This is a genomic window from uncultured Lamprocystis sp., assembly GCF_903933125.1.
Lineage (GTDB): Bacteria > Pseudomonadota > Gammaproteobacteria > Chromatiales > Chromatiaceae > Thiodictyon.
The window spans coordinates 1-15,401 of the sequence record NZ_CAIZIZ010000045.1 but is presented as its reverse complement, the minus strand read 5'-3'; the positions used below and the strand labels follow the sequence as shown (position 1 = coordinate 15,401).

At 65.4% G+C, this 15,401-nt stretch carries 19 protein-coding genes; 7 read left to right on the top strand and 12 right to left on the bottom strand.

What is annotated here, in order from left to right:
- Positions 1–64: 64 nt before the first annotated feature.
- Together QZY03_RS01895 and QZY03_RS01890 are read right to left on the bottom strand one after the other, a co-directional pair.
- Positions 65–1,141, bottom strand: a complete 1,077-nt coding sequence (locus QZY03_RS01895) for a cytochrome c peroxidase (RefSeq protein ID WP_295577690.1) — start codon at positions 1,139–1,141, stop codon at positions 65–67.
- 31 nt (positions 1,142–1,172) lie between these two features.
- Complete coding sequence (locus QZY03_RS01890) at positions 1,173–2,192, bottom strand: cation diffusion facilitator family transporter (protein ID WP_295577687.1); 1,020 nt, start codon at positions 2,190–2,192, stop codon at positions 1,173–1,175.
- A gap of 432 nt (positions 2,193–2,624) precedes the next feature.
- Here QZY03_RS01890 and QZY03_RS01885 point away from each other — a divergent pair, with 432 nt between their 5' ends.
- The gene (locus QZY03_RS01885) at positions 2,625–3,035 is read left to right on the top strand and encodes a zf-TFIIB domain-containing protein (RefSeq protein WP_363182516.1); all 411 of its coding nucleotides are present in this window, start codon (positions 2,625–2,627) and stop codon (positions 3,033–3,035) included.
- 125 nt (positions 3,036–3,160) lie between these two features.
- Here the strand turns inward: QZY03_RS01885 and QZY03_RS01880 are convergent, their stop codons facing one another.
- The 4 genes from QZY03_RS01880 to QZY03_RS01865 form a co-directional block, all read right to left on the bottom strand.
- The gene (locus QZY03_RS01880) at positions 3,161–3,325 is read right to left on the bottom strand and encodes a hypothetical protein (RefSeq protein WP_295577685.1); all 165 of its coding nucleotides are present in this window, start codon (positions 3,323–3,325) and stop codon (positions 3,161–3,163) included.
- Between the two features lie 341 nt (positions 3,326–3,666).
- Positions 3,667–5,058, bottom strand: coding sequence for a HAMP domain-containing sensor histidine kinase (locus QZY03_RS01875; protein ID WP_295577683.1), 1,392 nt, complete (start codon positions 5,056–5,058; stop codon positions 3,667–3,669).
- Positions 5,059–5,113: 55 nt separating this feature from the next.
- Positions 5,114–5,797, bottom strand: a complete 684-nt coding sequence (locus QZY03_RS01870) for a response regulator transcription factor (RefSeq protein WP_295577681.1) — start codon at positions 5,795–5,797, stop codon at positions 5,114–5,116.
- The gene (locus QZY03_RS01865) at positions 5,797–6,132 is read right to left on the bottom strand and encodes a PepSY domain-containing protein (RefSeq protein ID WP_295577679.1); all 336 of its coding nucleotides are present in this window, start codon (positions 6,130–6,132) and stop codon (positions 5,797–5,799) included. The genes QZY03_RS01870 and QZY03_RS01865 overlap by 1 nt, the downstream gene beginning before the upstream one ends.
- A 146-nt stretch (positions 6,133–6,278) precedes the next feature.
- Between QZY03_RS01865 and QZY03_RS01860 the strand changes: the two genes are divergently transcribed.
- The 5 genes from QZY03_RS01860 to QZY03_RS01840 all read left to right on the top strand — a co-directional run bounded on the left by QZY03_RS01860 (position 6,279) and on the right by QZY03_RS01840 (position 9,406).
- The gene (locus QZY03_RS01860) at positions 6,279–6,908 is read left to right on the top strand and encodes a cytochrome b/b6 domain-containing protein (protein ID WP_295577677.1); all 630 of its coding nucleotides are present in this window, start codon (positions 6,279–6,281) and stop codon (positions 6,906–6,908) included.
- Positions 6,905–7,315 carry a DUF1924 domain-containing protein gene (locus tag QZY03_RS01855; RefSeq protein ID WP_295577675.1) on the top strand — a complete coding sequence of 137 codons (411 nt, stop codon included), beginning with the start codon at positions 6,905–6,907 and terminating at the stop codon, positions 7,313–7,315. The genes QZY03_RS01860 and QZY03_RS01855 overlap by 4 nt, the downstream gene beginning before the upstream one ends.
- A gap of 25 nt (positions 7,316–7,340) precedes the next feature.
- Positions 7,341–7,919 (top strand): diheme cytochrome c, encoded by a 579-nt coding sequence (locus QZY03_RS01850; RefSeq protein ID WP_295577672.1) that lies wholly within the window; start codon positions 7,341–7,343, stop codon positions 7,917–7,919.
- Between the two features lie 326 nt (positions 7,920–8,245).
- The gene (locus tag QZY03_RS01845; RefSeq protein WP_295577670.1) at positions 8,246–8,986 is read left to right on the top strand and encodes a mobilization protein; all 741 of its coding nucleotides are present in this window, start codon (positions 8,246–8,248) and stop codon (positions 8,984–8,986) included.
- A 54-nt stretch (positions 8,987–9,040) separates the two neighbouring features.
- Entirely contained in the window at positions 9,041–9,406 is a 366-nt protein-coding gene (locus tag QZY03_RS01840; RefSeq protein ID WP_295577668.1) for a YhbY family RNA-binding protein, read from the top strand.
- A gap of 127 nt (positions 9,407–9,533) precedes the next feature.
- Here QZY03_RS01840 and QZY03_RS01835 read toward each other — a convergent pair whose 3' ends face one another.
- The 3 genes from QZY03_RS01835 to QZY03_RS01825 form a co-directional block, all read right to left on the bottom strand.
- Positions 9,534–10,478 (bottom strand): tetratricopeptide repeat protein, encoded by a 945-nt coding sequence (locus tag QZY03_RS01835; RefSeq protein ID WP_295577666.1) that lies wholly within the window; start codon positions 10,476–10,478, stop codon positions 9,534–9,536.
- The gene (prsT, locus tag QZY03_RS01830; protein WP_295577664.1) at positions 10,478–12,310 is read right to left on the bottom strand and encodes an XrtA/PEP-CTERM system TPR-repeat protein PrsT; all 1,833 of its coding nucleotides are present in this window, start codon (positions 12,308–12,310) and stop codon (positions 10,478–10,480) included. The genes QZY03_RS01835 and prsT overlap by 1 nt, the downstream gene beginning before the upstream one ends.
- A gap of 194 nt (positions 12,311–12,504) precedes the next feature.
- Complete coding sequence (locus tag QZY03_RS01825) at positions 12,505–13,170, bottom strand: hypothetical protein (RefSeq protein WP_295577662.1); 666 nt, start codon at positions 13,168–13,170, stop codon at positions 12,505–12,507.
- A 188-nt stretch (positions 13,171–13,358) separates the two neighbouring features.
- On the opposite strand from QZY03_RS01825, the gene QZY03_RS01820 reads away from it, so the two are divergent.
- The gene (locus QZY03_RS01820) at positions 13,359–14,213 is read left to right on the top strand and encodes a hypothetical protein (protein WP_295577660.1); all 855 of its coding nucleotides are present in this window, start codon (positions 13,359–13,361) and stop codon (positions 14,211–14,213) included.
- A gap of 138 nt (positions 14,214–14,351) precedes the next feature.
- On the opposite strand, the gene QZY03_RS01815 is transcribed toward QZY03_RS01820, so the two are convergent.
- The 3 genes from QZY03_RS01815 to QZY03_RS01805 form a co-directional block, all read right to left on the bottom strand.
- Positions 14,352–14,693 carry a DUF5615 family PIN-like protein gene (locus QZY03_RS01815; protein WP_295577657.1) on the bottom strand — a complete coding sequence of 114 codons (342 nt, stop codon included), beginning with the start codon at positions 14,691–14,693 and terminating at the stop codon, positions 14,352–14,354.
- On the bottom strand, positions 14,693–14,956 hold the full coding sequence (locus QZY03_RS01810) for a DUF433 domain-containing protein (protein ID WP_295577655.1): 264 nt from the start codon (positions 14,954–14,956) through the stop codon (positions 14,693–14,695). Before QZY03_RS01810 ends, QZY03_RS01815 begins: the two co-directional genes overlap by 1 nt.
- A gap of 70 nt (positions 14,957–15,026) precedes the next feature.
- Positions 15,027–15,275, bottom strand: coding sequence for a hypothetical protein (locus tag QZY03_RS01805; protein WP_295577653.1), 249 nt, complete (start codon positions 15,273–15,275; stop codon positions 15,027–15,029).
- Positions 15,276–15,401: the final 126 nt, after the last annotated feature.

Below are 15,401 nucleotides of genomic sequence, written 5' to 3'. Positions count from 1 at the left end.
GTGCCACCGGCCGCTGGAGCGGCCGGACGGCATTCCCACGCTGGAGCGTGGGAACGAGAAGCGCCTAACGATGCGCCTTGACCTTCAGGTGCGGGTCAACCGGCGGGATCACGCTCATGTTCGGTGTTCCCGGCAGACGCGGCAGCGTCATCTCCGGGAATTCGCCGGTCAGCGCGTTGAGAAAGGCCACCAAGTCCGCGGTCTGGGCCTCGGTGAGGTCCTTGTTCAACTGGACCTTGGCCATGACCTGTACCGCCTTGTCCAGGGTGGGTACCTGGCCGTTGTTGAAGTACGGTGCAGTCAGGGCGACGTTGCGCAGCGTGGGTACCCGGAACAGGTGCCGATCGGCCTCTTTCTTGGTCACCTCGTAGCGGCCCGGATCCTTGCTCAGCTTGTAGGCGACGTCATAGGTACTGCCCGGATAGGTGGGAAACTTCATGAAGAAACCGGTTCCGATGGGCAGTGTCGGACCGCTGAAATTGGCCCCCGAATGGCAAGTCGTGCAGCCCAGCGTATCGAAGGTCTCCATGCCGCGGATCTGCTGCGCGTTCATGGCCGCGGCGTCGCCTTTCACATAGCGGTCATAGGGCGAATTGGGGGTGATCAGGGTGCGCTCGAAGGCGGCGATCGCCTTGACTGCATTGTCGCCGGTGAGCGGGTTGGTCTCGCCCGGGAAGGCGGCCTCGAACAGCGGCTGGTAACCGGGAATCTGGGCGACCCGGGCCATCGCTTCATCCAGGCTTGCCATGCCCATCTCGATGGGGTTGGCCACCGGTCCCTTCGCTTGATCCTCCAGGGTGGCGGCGCGCCCATCCCAGAACTGGACCGAGTAAAAGGCCGCATTCCAGACCGTCGGTGCGCTGCGCCCGCCGCGGGCGTCGTGCATACCGATGGAGTTGGGGCGGTTGTCGTCCCCGCCGGCCATCACATTGTGGCAGGAATTGCATGACAGGGTGCCGTGCTCGGAGAACCGCGGATCGAAAAACAGGATCTTGCCGAGTTCGATTTTGGCTTCGTTCGGGGGGTTATCGGCCGGGAATGGGGCTTGATCGGGTAAGACCTGCCAATCGGCCGCGAGGGACGGATTGGCGATGCCGAGGGTCATGAGACTGCCGAGCAGCAGAGTGGCTTTCAGACGCATACTGAATCTCCTTGGTACGCTATTGGGTCGGTTAAAGGGAGCAGATGGGCGGCGAAGCCGCAGGGGGAACAGCCGTTCGAGCGTGGCGGCTGGCGTTCGCGGCATGTTCCGCGATGTCGTCCGACTCCACGCCGAGGCTTGCGGGATCCTGATGGATGGTGATGTCGGCGCCCGCAAAGTGGGCGCGAATCGCTGCCTCGGCGTCCAATGCGAGGCGGTGGGCACTGGCCAGCGGCAGGTCGTCATCCAGCTCCAGATGGAGCTGGATGATTGCGGATTGACCGGACTGGCGCGTGCGCAGCCCATGAACGCCGCGCACCCCAGGCACGGCCGCCGCCAGCGCGGCGATGTGCCGACGCTGGTCCTCCGGGAGTTCCTGGTCCATCAGGAGATGGACCGCCTCCCGGCCGATCTGCCAGGCACTATACGATACATAAGCACCGATGCCCAGCCCGAACAGGGGGTCGAAACCGGGCCAGCCGGCCCAGGCCAGGGCCAGGGCGCCCATGGTCGCCAGGTTGGTGGCGAGATCGGTCGCGTAGTGGAGCGCATCCGCCCGGATCGCCGGGGAATTGGTGCGGCGAATGACATGATGTTGGAAGGCGAGCAGGGCCAGGGTCGCGGCGATGGCGAGCGCGATCACCGCGAAGCCCACGCCGAGTTCCGCCAGTGGTTGGGGATGCAGCAGTCGCTCGCCGGCCTGGAGGAGCAGAAAACCAGCGGAGCCGGCGATGAAGGTCGCTTGCCCCAGCGCGGCGAGTGCCTGGGCCTTGCCGTGGCCGAATCGATGCTCAGTGTCCGGTGGCATGAGCGACCAGTGGACGGCAAACAGGTTCACCAGCGAGGCACCCGCGTCCATGGTGGAGTCCACCAGGGAGGCGAGCACGCTCACCGAGCCGGTCATGATCCAAGCCACGAGCTTGGCCAGGATGAGTAGCACGGCCGTGCTCACCGAGGCATAGGTGGCGAGGCGCAGGAGTCGCCCCGTCTGGTCCGCGGACAGCGCGGCGACTGCCGGCGACGGAGGACTGTCGACCGTTTCCTGACCCATGGGTTGTTGCTCCTGTGCACTTGTGCTTCGCGGCCTCTGCTGAGCGTCATTATCGGCCCGCATTGCTGACGGTTCGCTGACAACTCCCGACAGAGGGTCTTCATGGGTGTCGCGTTAGATTAGGTTCCGAGCCCGGCCGCGTAAGGACCGGATCCCGGTTGGCTTGGGCCTTCGACAGAGTCCCGACGCGACCGCACACCTTCCCAGGAGATCGTCAATGACCAACCCCGCCGATACCACTGCAGCGCTTGGTGACCTGACACCGCGCCATTTGGCGCCCGCTCCCGACGCAACTGAGCGCGTGCGCGTCTGGGATCCCTTCGTGCGTTAAGCGCAAGTAAGTCGGGCATCGACATGTGGCATCCACGGATCGGATGCAGCGCGCAGTGACTATTGCGCCAATGTCAGCCCCGATCCGAGTCCTTAGACCGAATGCCAATCAAATTGAGAGAGAATGCAATGCAGTGTCCCGTATGCGACGAGCGAATGAAAGAAGTCGAGCGCCTTGGCGTTTCTATCGACATCTGCCCCGGATGTAAAGGGATGTGGCTGGATCGGGGCGAGTTGGAAAAACTGATCGCGATGAGCCGGCAGCCCGATGGGGTCGGTGGTCAGGCGCCCGCGCCGGGCCCGGCAACGGGTGTCAGTTTCCTGGGCGGAAATCTTCCCGGCTTTGGGCCGGCACGGTCCGACCACGACCATGATCGTCACCGTGAGAAGGACCATGATCACGATCATGATCGGGAACGGTATTCCGTCGGCGATCACGACCGGGGGCATGGGCAGCACCAAAACCGGCGGCGGGGCTCCTGGCTCGCTGAAATCTTCGGCGGGGACGACTGACGCGTCCGGTCCGGCGATTCACGACGGCGGACCCCGCAAGACGCGCGCCTGAGCGCCGGATGGCCCGGCGCCCGGCGGCGGTTGGCCGCTTGCAGTGGCGCTAGGCCAGGGGCGCTGTCACCGGATCAGGTGCTCGTCGTGTCGTCGTCCGATTGCGGCTCGACCGTTTCCTCAATCGCTTGCGGTTGGTCGTCGCTGGGTGTGGTTTTCCGCTTGCGCTTCTCTTCCTTCTTCTGCTTCTTGGCAAGGTCTCGTTGACGCTTCTCGAACGCATAATTGGGAGTGGCCATTTGACACCTCTTCGACCAGGTTTAGGGGACAGGATGTTACTTATCGGTGATATCGACAGCGCGGGGGCGTCGGATTGGTCCGGCCTCGCGAGATGACACGCAGTTTACTCTAAGGCCGCGCGGGTGGACGGCCGACCGTTGTGTTTTCTCGGCGGTGCGGCGGTCTCGATGGCCGTGCCAAGCACGCCGTTCCGTGTCAAGTGCCGTGCTTTGGGTCTCAGGCCGCCCGGCCGGTCGCCTTCTTGTACCTGATATCCAGACAGACCCTTGGTGTAGGGGCGGGTTTGAAACCCGCCCCTACATCCGGTTCTCACGGCCGCAGGCTATATCACGCCCGACGGTTAGGGCAGGCGCAGGGTCACCGCGAATCCGCCCAAGTCGGCGCGGCCGAAGGCCAGGTCGCCGCCGTAGGCGTCGCAGATGTCCTGCGCGATGGCCAGGCCCAGACCGGAGCCCTGAATGCGCTCGTCCAATCTCAAGCCGCGTTGGCCCAAGTCCTTCAGGTCGTCGTCCGGGACACCGGGACCGTCGTCCTCGATCTGCACCCTGATGCGGTCACCGGTCTCGGTCCGCACCCGCACCCGCGTGCTCGCCCAGTTGGACGCGTTTTCCAGACAGTTGCCCAGGAGTTCGGCCAAGTCCTCGGGGAGGATCGCCACCGATATCCGGTCGGGACAGTCCAGTTCCCAATGCAGGCGTGACCCGTTGGGGGTGCGCTCCAGGGCGCGGACCACGCGGCTCAAAGTGTCAGGCAGATCCGCCCGCGGCTCACTCGCCCGGCGCGCGGGGCCGACGCCTTCGCGGGCGTCGGCGCGGGCGCCGGCCCGTGCCCGCACACGGGCGCGAATCAACTCCCGATCTACCCGTCGGCGCATGGTTTGGGCCAGTCCGTCCAGATCGTCCGCCAACTCGGTTTGACCCAGGTCGCGCAGACGCTCGGCATCGGCCGCCAGCACCACCAGCGGGGTCTTCAGGCCGTGGGCCAGGTCAGCGGTCCAGGCCCGCGCGCGCTCGATCGCCTGTGCCTGCGCATCGAGCAGCGAGTTGACCTCTTCGGCCAGCGGCTGAACCTCGTCGGGGTAATCGGCCGGCAGGCGCTGCGCCTCTCCCGAGCGGATCGCGCGCACGCCCCGCCGCACGGCGTCCAGCGGGGCCAGGCCAATGCGGACCTGGCCCCAGGCGGCCAGGCACAGCACCGCGCCCAGCAACACCAGATAGGGGACGATGTCGGCGGCGAAGTCGCGACCCGCTTGGGCCAACTCCCGCCGGTCCAGGGCGACGGCCACCCGCACCCGCCGCTCGTCCGGCCCGACCTGGAACAGCACCCCACGCTCCAAGACCAGCAGCGACTGGCCGGCGGGCCCGGGCAGTTGATGACGGTGCAGCGCCCCGTCCGGCAGGACGTCCGCAGGGAGGTCCAGCACCACGTCCCACAGCGAACGTGAGCGCAGCAAAGTCGGCCGATCCTCGTCCTGAATCTGCCAGTAGAGTCCACTCAAGGGGGTCTGGAAACGCGGATCGGCCAGGATCGGATCGAACCGCAGACGTCCACCCGGGGTGGTGCCCAGGTGTCCCAGAATCTGGCCCAGGGTCTCGTCGAGCTGCGCCTCCAGCCGCCGCGTCACATGGTGTTCGAACAGCGCCGTGAGCCCGACCCCGGCGGCGACCAGGGCTAAAGTGATCGACAGGGCGGCCGCCAGGAGCAGTCGAAAACGCAGTGAGCGGCGGGTCATTGTGTGGCTGTCTCTACCCGTCGTTGTTGGTTTTGCGTTTCTCGTTCTTGACGCGTCATTGATCGTGAGTGGATGCGTGGTCGGGATCGTCCATCAGGTACCCGAAGCCGCGGCGGGTCTGGATCAGATCGGCGCCGAGTTTGCGGCGCAGCCGGCCGACCAGGACCTCCACGCCGTTGGTGTCGCGCTCGATGCCGTCGGCGTAGATCTGATCGGCCAGTTCGCCTTGCGAGACCACCGAGCCCTTGTGATGCAGCAGGACACACAGCAGACGGTATTCCTGGGGCGAGAGATGGATCGGGATGCCGTCCAGGCTCACCCCCATCTGTCGGGTGTCCAAAGCCAGTCCGCCGGCCCGCAGGATCGGCGAGGTCTGTCCGGCGGCACGCCGCAGGATGGCGCGCAGGCGCGCCAGCAGTTCTTCCACCCGGAAGGGCTTGGGCAGGTAGTCATCGGCGCCGGCATCGATCCCCTCCACGCGCTCGCTCCAATCCCCGCGGGCGGTGAGGATCAGCACCGGCAGGTCGCGGCCGGCGGCGCGCCAGCGCTTAAGCACCGCGAGCCCATCCATGCCCCGCAGCCCCAGGTCGAGGATCACCGCCGCGTAGGGTTCGGTATCGCCGCGAAACCAGGCGTCTTCACCATCACCCGTGTGGTCCGCCAGATAACCGGCGGCGGTCAGCGCGCGGATCAGGATATCAACGGTACGAGGGTCATCCTCCACCACCAGGATACGCATTATTTTTCCTCCTCATGGTCCAGGATCACGCCGGTACGCGCATCCAGTTCGATCTCCTGGAGCCGACCCCGCGGGTCCAGGATCGTCAGCTCGTAGACCCAGCGCCCGTACTCCCGCTCCAGTTCCGCCTCAAGTACACGGCCTGGAACCTTGGCGGCGACCCGCCGGTAGACCTCGGACAGGTTGAGGATCTCACCGCGCTCCGTGGCCCGTCGGGCGCGATCATGACTGTGATCATCGTCTTCCCATTCATGGGGGGCCCCATGCACGGTGGACCACCCAGTTGCCAGCAGCAGCGGCAAACCAATGATCAGGCGGAAGTGATGGGTCGGCATGACCTTGGATTGTAGGCCAATCCATCCTGTCAATCCGCTGACAGTTCTGCTCAGTCGGCGTTCATGGTCGTTGCGGCACAGTGTAACCGCTGGATCGAATCGCGTGTCGAACCAGCGGCCAAACCTGCCGGGAGCGATCGACCACGATGAATAACACCAACGAACATGCCGCCGGCCAGCAGGGGCCGCGCGCTACCGCGACGCTGTCGGCGGATCGCGTGCGTATCTGGGACCCTTTTGTGCGCTTCTTCCACTGGGCGCTCGGCGCCGCCGTGCTGATTGCGTTTCTGACCGAGGATGAACTGCTGGGGCTCCACACCTGGGCCGGCTACATCGCGCTGACCCTGATCGGTGCGCGGTTGCTGTGGGGCCTGATCGGTCCCCGCCACGCCCGTTGGTGGGATTTCGTGCGCGGTCCGCGGGTCACCCTGGCCTATCTGGGGGATGTCCTGCGCGGTCGGGCCGCCCGCTATCTGGGTCATAACCCGGCCGGTGCGGCGATGGTGATCGCGCTGTTGGCGGGGGTCACTGCGACCGCCTTGACCGGCATGGCCGTGCTGGGTGCCGGAGAGTTCGCCGGACCCCTGGCCCCGTATCTGCAGGGGGTCTCGGCGGCGACGGCGCATGATCTGGCGGAAGTCCATGAGTTCGTCGCTAACGCGACCCTGTGTCTCATCCCCCTCCACCTGCTGGGGGTCGTCCTGGCCAGCCTGCAACACCGCGAAAACCTGATCCGCGGCATGATCGATGGTTACAAGAGAGGAGTATCTCAATGAATTCGACAACAATGACTGTATTCGCACTGGCCGTCGGCCTCGGTCTGGGCACCCCTCTGGTGTCCGCCGCCACCGGCGACGATCTGCTTGCAACCTATCAGGGGCAAGGCGCCGGCCCCTTCAGCGCTGCCGCCGGCGCGCGTGCCTGGACCGCGAAACACCAGCCGGAAGGGTCCGGCGAACAGCGCAGTTGTGTCACCTGCCACGGAACGGACCTGACCAAGTCCGGCAAGCATGCGACGACCGGCAAACCCATCGAGCCCCTGGCCGTTTCCGCCAATTCCGAGCGGCTGACGGACCCCGCCAAGGTGGAGAAGTGGTTCGGCCGCAACTGCCGCTGGACCCTGGGGCGCGATTGCACGCCGCAGGAGAAAGGCGACTTCGTGCGGTACATCCAGTCGCTTTGAGATGCAACAACCGGAGATCGAACTGATGAGTAAGGCATTCATTGCCGCCGCGGGCGCGGCCCTGATCGCCCTCGGGGCGAGCGGTCTCGCCTGGAGCGAGCACGACGATGACGACGGCGACCGCAAGGGCCATCGTGAAGGCAAGGGTCTGATGGCCCGCGGCGACCTGGCGCGGGTGACCAACGCGCACTATCGCGCCGAATGCGGCGGCTGCCACTTCGCCTACCAGCCGGGGCTGCTGCCCGCCGCGTCCTGGGCGCAGGTCATGGGCACGCTGGACAATCACTTCGGCGACGACGCCACGCTGGACCCGGCGGTCACTGCCGAACTGCTCACCTACCTCGAGGGTAACGCCGCGGACCGCAACGACCGGGTCCGCTCACGCGCCTTCGCGGCGCGTCCGATTCAGGGCGAAGGGCCGCCGCGGATCACCCAAACGGCGTATTTTCAGCGCAAGCACGACGAAGTTCCGGTGCGCTACGTCAAGAACAACCCCAAGGTCGGCAGCTTCGGCAATTGTCAGGCCTGCCACCGCGGGGCGGATACCGGCGATTTTAGCGAGGATCAGGTGAACATACCGGGTGTCGGACGCTTCGAGGATTGAGACGATCCGTCGGTCGTCGGTCGCCGGGGATTTTGCCGTGAAAGTCGCGTAGCGACCCCGTGGGAGCGGCGTCCCGCCGCGATGGGGCCGGGCGCGCAGCCGCAGCGTTCGAGGTTACCGCGGCACCGCATCGCGGCGGGACGCCGCTCCCACGGGGGACGGGAGCCTTCAGTTCGCGCTTCACAGGCACTGGCCGGAACCATGGTCAGGACCGACGACTGCTGAAGATCACTCCGGCTGCTGGAAGCCGGCCGCTCGAGGATCTACCATGCGGCCCCGGCGAGTCTCCGCTCGCCGAGTCCATTTACACACAGACAGGCGACAGCATGAGTAAGATCCATTTCGTCGGCGGTGAGAAGGGCGGGGTCGGCAAGTCCGTCCTGGCGCGGCTCCTGACCCAGTATCACATTGATCACCAGCGTCCCTTTACCGCCTTCGATACCGACCGTTCACACGGCGCCCTGCTGCGCTTCTACGCGGGTTTCAGCCGGCCTATCGCGCTGGATGAGTTCGAGAGCGCCGATCAGTTGATGGAGGCCGCACTGGCGGCCGATCAGGATGTCCTGGTGGACCTGGCCGCCCAGACCTCGCTGCCGCTGCACCGCTGGATCGAGCAGAACGATCTGCTCCGCCTGGCCGCGGACGAGCAGGTTCCGGTGGTGTTCTGGCATGTGCTCGACGACGGCGCCGACGGCATCGCCCTGCTCGACGCCCTGTTTGAGCGTTACGACCACGCGGCTTCCTATGTGGTGGTGAAAAACTATGGCCGCGGGAAGGACTTCTCCGCCTTCGAATCGTCCCCGGTCCGGACCCGTGCCCAGTGGCTGGGGGCGGCGGTCATCGACTTGCCCGAGTTGCACGCCGGCACCATGCGTAAGATCGATCATCAGGGCACCAGTCTGTGGGCCGCGACCCACAACCGCGACTCCGGCCTGGGCCTCATGGACCGCCAGCGGGTGAAGGTTTGGGTGCGGCGGGTTTATCAGCAGCTCGATCAGGTCGGCGCCGACCTGTTCACCCCCGCGCCAGCGCCGGTTCCGGTGCCCGATCCGACTGATCCGGCGTAAACCTTTGTTTGGCGGCGGACTCAACGCATCGGCGCGACTTACGGATACAAACTCATGATGGCGATCTCAAGCTCGATCACTCCGGCAATCACGCCGGCGATCACTCCGGCAATCACGCCGACGATCACACCGGGGCAGCGGCGTTGGCTCAGGGGCGAGGCCCATCCGCTGAAACCGGTGGTCATGGTCGGCCAGGCGGGACTCACCGAGGCGGTGCTGGCGGAGCTCGAACTGGCGCTGAGTCACCATGAGTTACTCAAGGTCAAGATCAACGTCGGTGACCGGGCGCTGCGCGATGCCATCCTCACCCCGATGGTCGAGCGCACCGGGTCGGTGCTCGTCACCCGCATCGGCAATGTTGCCGTGCTGTTTCGGGCCAACCCGCAAAAGCGCAGCCCTATGGTGCTGCCGGCCGCCTGAGTCCGGCGGGCTGGCCTTGGTCATAAGACCGGCCATCGCGCGATTCGCACGGTCGTCGGTCCGCACAGCGGACCCTACAGGTCACGACGTTACCGTAGGGTCCGCTATGCGGACCGTCCGCGGCTGTTCAGGGCGCAAGCTGTCTGAGCAACTCCTGCGCTTGCGCCTGCTCCGGAAAGGCGAGATCCGTGATCGTCAGTAACACCGTATGGGCCTGGGCCGGATCCCCGTCCGCCGCCAGGGCGCGGGCGTAGTGGAAGGCGACGGTGGGCTCTTGGGGCAGGGCGGCATACGCCTTGGCCAAGGCCTGCACCGCGCCCTGAGCGTCACCGGCGGCGAGCAGCGCCAGGCCCAGAGTGTCCGCCACCGCCGGGTCCTGCGGTGCCACCGCGGCGGCGGCGCGTGCGTAGGTGACGGCCGCGGCCGGCTCCCGGTCGATCAGCAGCATTGCCAGGTTGTTGTTGTATTTTGCGTTTTGTGGGTCTTCCCGCAGCAGTTCACGGTAGGTCTGGAGGGCTTGCGCGACGCGCCCGCGCCGGGCGTCGATCTGGGCCAGCAAACCGCGGGCCTCATGATCGTCGGGATGGGCGCCGACCCAGGCTTGGGCGGTCTGACTCGCGGGAAAAAGTTCATCGGCCTTGACCTGGGCGTTCAGGAACTCGATGAAGAGCGCGCGATCGTCCGGCCTCGCCTGCACCAGATCACCAAGTATTCTCAGGGCGTCCGGATAGTGCTCCGCGGCAAGTGCGAGACGGGCCTGCAACAGGAGAATCGCGGCGCTGTCGCCGGTCTGGTCCTGAAGCGTATTCACGAGGAGATTCTTGAACGGCGAATCCGGCAAGGCGGCGGCCACGCGATCCAGGGTCTCCGTCGCCAACGGGGATTGGGGATCGATCCGGTAGCCTTCCAGCAACTGCCATTGCATCTCCAAGACCCGGTTGGTCGCGGCATAGGCGGTCGCGAGCAGGAAGCGGACCGGCGCCGAATTCGGCTGCAACTGGATCAGGGATTCCAGGGTCTGGATGGCCTCGGGGGTCTGGCCGGCCGCCAGATCGGCTTGCGCCTGCACCATCAGGAAAGCGGGGTCGGCGGCTGCGGTCTGCGGTCGGTCTTTGAGGATGCGTTGCGCGGCGGGGATCGCGCCCGCGGCAGATAACCGCGCGCGAGGTTGAGCCGCAGTGCCAGGTTCCCCGACTCCTTGGCGAGCGCCTCGCTCAGGCGGTCGAGCGCGGCCTTACGCCGGCCCGCCGTGACCTCGAGTTGGGCCAGCAGCAAGATGGCATTGGCGTGCCCTGGCTGGGCGGCCAGCACCTGTTCGCACAGTGCCCCGGCGACCTGGGGATCAGGCTCGCGCCGCGCGGCGGCGACCAGATTGAAGGCCGCGTCGGCAAAACCGGGGTCGTTTTTCAGTGCGCGTGCAAAGGCGGTGCGTGCCGCCGTCGGGTCACCATTGACTTGATGGGCAAGGCCCAGGGCATTCAGGGCGCGGGCATCGTTCGGAGCGATGGCGATCAGGGCCTCGGCCTCGGTCAGCGCAGCCTTGGGGTCCGGCTTCTCCAGGTAGATCCGGATCAGCATCAGCCGGGCGATTTGATTCGCAGGGCTCGCCTGCAGCACCGCCCGCAGTTCCGGCTCGGCGCCGACCGGATCCCCGGCCGCCAGCATGGATTCGGCGAGCCGCAAGCGGGTCATGGCGCCGTCAGGGCGCGCGGTGACCGCCGCGGTCAGGAGGTCGCGTGCCTCAGCCGCCCGACCCTGGCCCCGGACCGCCTGACCCAGGAGTTCCTGGATTCCGGGGGCCGCGTCCGGCTGATCGGCAAAGGGCCGCAACAGGGCCTCGGCACCCGCGAAATCCTTGCGCGCAAGCCGCACCGCGGCCAGGGCGGCGGCGCGGGTCGGTGTTTCCGGAGCGGCGCGGTAAGCACGCTCCAGATATTCCTCGGACTCATGGTAACGGCCCAATTGGTAGAGCGCGGTTCCGGCCAGATAGGCTGCCTGGGGGTCTTTGGGCCGCTCGCGTAAGTACAGCAAGAGGTCAGCCAGGGCCTGTTCCGGTTGTTCTTGCTTAAGCAGCAGAATGCCGCGGGCATAGTTGAGCCCCGGAAAATTGGGACTCTGCTGAGCGGCTGCCGCGATATCCGCCGCGGCCAGATCTAACTGACCAAGTTCCAGGCGGGTCATGGCGCGCTTGTACTGGACCATCCAGTCACTGCGGCCGTAGCCGATCGCCTCGGTGAAGGCCGCGTCGGCTTCGACAAACTGTCCGTCACCGAACTGGGCCTCGCCCAGCGACTCCAGGACGCGCGCATCATGCGGGTGGAGCGCCACGGCATGGTCCAGAACGTCCCGCGCGCGCTCCGGACTGCCCTGCATCAGCGCCAGCTTGGCTTGACCCAGCAGCGTCCGGGCATGGTTCGGGACGAACCCCAAGGCCATGTGGAACTCGGTGTCGGCTTGCTCCTGTTGGTCCAGTGCCAGATAGGCTTCACCGCGAATGGCGTGCAGTTGCGCCCGATCGGCCGGATCGGAGGCGGCCAAGGTCGCGGGGTCCTCGATGACCTGCGTGAACTTGCCTTGCAGCAGCCGCGCCTCGGCCAGCTCTACCGGATAGTCCGTCGGCTCGAATCGACCATCAATGATTGCCTGCCGGAACGACTGTTCAGCGGCGGCCCCCGCTAACTGGTCGAGATAGACGCGTCCCAGGAGCAGGCGTGCAGTGGCGCTCGGCCCGTTTCGCTCCAGGTGGTCGCGGAGCAGGATCATTGCGGTGCGGGCATCCCCGGATTGCCAGGACGACGTGGCGTCATCAATGGCATCCGCCTGACTGATGACCGGGATGCACAACAGATAGGGCGCAATTACCGCGGCGGCCAGGGCGGTGCGCAGGCGGGCAATGCAGGGCATAGACGTGTGATCTCAGGTGCTGAACGGGTTTGGCGCGGGCCGCGATCCCGAAGTGCACAAGTGCCACAGTCCGGATCGCGCATTACGCGCCCCTCAGCTTACCTTAACCGAAGATCGGAGCGTCGCAAACCGGATAAGCGGCGATGGTGTTGGGCTGCCGTGAGTCCGCGCCCAGACCGATCTGAACGGTCGGATCAGCCCTGTCCTCCGGCGCGTTTGCCCCAGCGCGCCAGTCCCAGGAGGCCGACACCCATCAGAAGTAAGGTGCCCGGGATTGGGGCGGTTCCGATCAACTGAACAACGGCATCCCAGCCCGCAGAACCCGTGAAGCTGGCCGTCAAGCGCGTGACGTCGGAGAAGTCTTGATTGCCGAAAGGAATGAAAAAACCGCTACCCTGGGTGCCGTTCGGGAAGGTTCTGGTGACACTCGCGGCACCGGCGCTGAAGGTCACGATCAGGGGGTTGTCGATGGCCTCTGGAATGGTCAGCTGGAAACCGAGAATCGTACCGTTCTCAGTCAGGTCGATGTGGTCGATACCGTCCCAACTGACCGTGAACGTGCCGATCGCCACGACAGAGTTTTGCATATCGAGGGCGTCAGGTGTGAGCCCATTGAGTTCCCCTGTACTTTGTGCAGATACAGGGGTGGTGGAGGTTACCGAGAGGGTGCGGGAGGTGCCGATGAAACGGTCGCCGACGTCTAGTGTCGTGGTGGTCAGCCTTGGAAATGCGGCGCCGTTCCGAATCCCGACGAGGTCACCATCCGCAGGAAAATCAAAGGAGTCGATGATCAAGGCGCTGGCGGATCCAAAGGTGAGAAGACCGGCTAGGGCCAGGACAAGCTGAATCTGCTTTTTCATGCGTTTGATCCAAAGTTTGGAGCGAGCGGCGTCGACTATCGGTGCTTACGTTTTAGTTAAGCATAAATTACGCCAGGCTGAATTTTTATGCATTTAAACAATAATATAATGCCAGAAAAAACACGGAGCACCAGAAGTCGATCGAGTGAGTGTAAAATTTTCTGACAATGTCTCCGATGAAAAAACAAATGCCAAGCTTACGCGAAAAAATGGCCCAGTGCGGATTCGAGTCGAACGACGACTACGAATTCCAGGTCCGTTGCGTGCTCGAAGGCCCGACCCGCACCCTGCGCACGCTCGCTATCGAAGGTGACGGCGAGCGCCGCAAGACCGCCTTCGCCACCGCACTGGCGCGCGCACTGGAGTTTCCCCACTGCCTTTACCTGGACTTCACCGAGGCCCATCCGGCCCTGCCGGAGGTGATCCTGCCGCCCAGCCAGGACGAACTGGGTCGGACCGAGCCGCCCATCGACGCGCTGGATCAAACGGTCAGCGAGGCCTGCGCCCAAAGCGAGGGTGAGCCGACGGTCCTGATCCTCGATCAGCTCCAGGCCGCGGACTTCCGTGAGCATATCCGTATCCATCGGCTGATCGCGGATTGCTTCTGGGAGGTGCGCGGCGGCCGGTATTTCGCCAACCCGCGTCACCTGCTGCTGTTCCTGATTTCCGAAACCCCGCTCTACCACGCCATCCAAAAGGCGAGTTTTCGGGTTTGGGTGGGGCGGGTGTCCGAACAGCAGGTCGCCTATGCGCCCGCGGAATTTGGCCTGGGCGCTGAGGCGCTGCCGCTGTTCGGCGCCCTTGCCGAGTTGTTTCAGGCGCTGGGCACGGCCCCGACCCGCAGCGAGTTCGAGCGCATCCTGACCGACCTGCAACTGCATGTCCGCACCCTCGAGCACCTGCGACTCAGCCTCTACGGCCGCGCGGAGGGGGTCACCCGCGAGTCGATCGCGCGGCCGGCCTTGACCGGACCCTTGCAGGCCGTGGTCACCGCGACACAGGACCTGCTGTTGTCGGACCATATCGAGTTGCGCGGGGATTAGACCGCGCCCAGCGCGGTGCAATGTTGTTGGCTGGGATCGGCCCCGGCGGACGCGACGATTGCTGGAGCTGGCGCGGTTTAGTCGCGCGATGCCGCAGTGCCTTTCCAGATACCCGTTGACTTGCTCGGGTTCCCCCCGTCATTCGACGGCCTCAATACGGTCTTGATAGACCCGAATCAGCCGATTCGCCGCGCTCAAATCGACGATGCTCGGCCACAGACGAGAGATCAAAACGTGGAACTCCCGCATCCGCATGTTGCCAAAGCGCAGGTGCACGACCCGAGGCGGCGGCGTGCTGATCATCGCGCGATCGGAGAAGTCCGTATCCTTTGTAACGATGACTAGGTCCCGCTCCCGGGCGTACTGCCAAATTCTGGTGTCGGTCCAGGTCTCGCCGATGTCGCGCATGTGAGCAAACGCGTCCCCGGACCAAACCGAGAAGCGGTAGGGCAGGTTGACGTCGATCAAAAAACGCAGCATCAGGCCACTCGCTGCAAGGTGTAACGGTGAGCCATCAACTCCGCGGCGAAGCGCAGGCAGGCGTCGATGTCCGCTGGCTCAAGCGACGGATACTGAAGCAGAATCTCATCCTGGGATTCGCCGGCGCTCAGGAACCCGAGGATGGTCTCGACCGTGATGCGCCGCCCGCGGATAGTTGGATGCCCATTGCAGATGTCCGGATGGACGGTAATGCGGCCGTCCAGGTAGTCGAGGGGCACGATGTCGTCAAGGGCAGCGTTCATGGGGTATGTCTCCGAATCTCGATGGGCGTCGATCGGGGTTATTGGGATTTTAGTCTCGCGCGAAGCCGCGCTAGGCCGCGAACCGAAGAGCTTCGGTCAGGGCCTTGACCTTGAGGTCCGCCCCGCTGCCGAACCACGCCCGGTCCAGGCGTTTGGCTCGGGTGTCGTCGCGGGCTTCCCGATAGTCTTCAAAGGTGGTGACGGCGTTGTATGCAGCCCATAGAGCGCCCTTGACCCCCGGCAGTTGCAGGTCCTGGCGGGTTTCAAACAAATGCTTGACCTCGATCCACTTGGGTGGCGTAATCTCGACTTTGGCCATTTTTGCAGCTGGGCGCAGGCCCCGCACGTGACGCCACGGCGGTGCCGAAGCGTGTGCTGAGCCGGGGGTTGCGGCGGCCGATCGTCGCGACCAGCCGCCATCCATCGGCGGGCGTGGCCCGCGGCG